Raw genomic sequence first — 254 nt, 5'->3', positions numbered from 1 at the left:
AGATAGTGACAAGCAAGGGGTTCTGGTCACCCATGCAAAAGAAAAAGAGTACATCGAGATAATAAAGAACTTAGGATCCACATATATGTACAAAAATCTTGTTAAGAATTACTTTAACAAGCTAGCAAATAAAAGCATCGAGAAAGAAGACCCTATGTTTGAATATCTTGAAATTGGAGATTTTGCAGGCGAAGTAAATACTTCCTTACAAGCACAAAACATTTTCAACTATGTATTTGTTCCTAAAGAAATAC

The 254-nt window shown here is 33.1% G+C and carries 1 protein-coding gene; it reads left to right on the top strand.

All coding sequences use genetic code 11. The features are described 5' to 3' along the window. A partial coding sequence (locus tag SB679_RS25295; protein ID WP_410705090.1) for a hypothetical protein occupies positions 1 to 254 on the top strand: 254 nt, incomplete at both ends.

The organism is Chryseobacterium sp. SIMBA_029 (assembly GCF_046535275.1).
Lineage (GTDB): Bacteria > Bacteroidota > Bacteroidia > Flavobacteriales > Weeksellaceae > Chryseobacterium.
The sequence above is the reverse complement of the archived record's forward strand: the minus strand, read 5'-3'. Positions and strand labels throughout refer to the sequence as shown.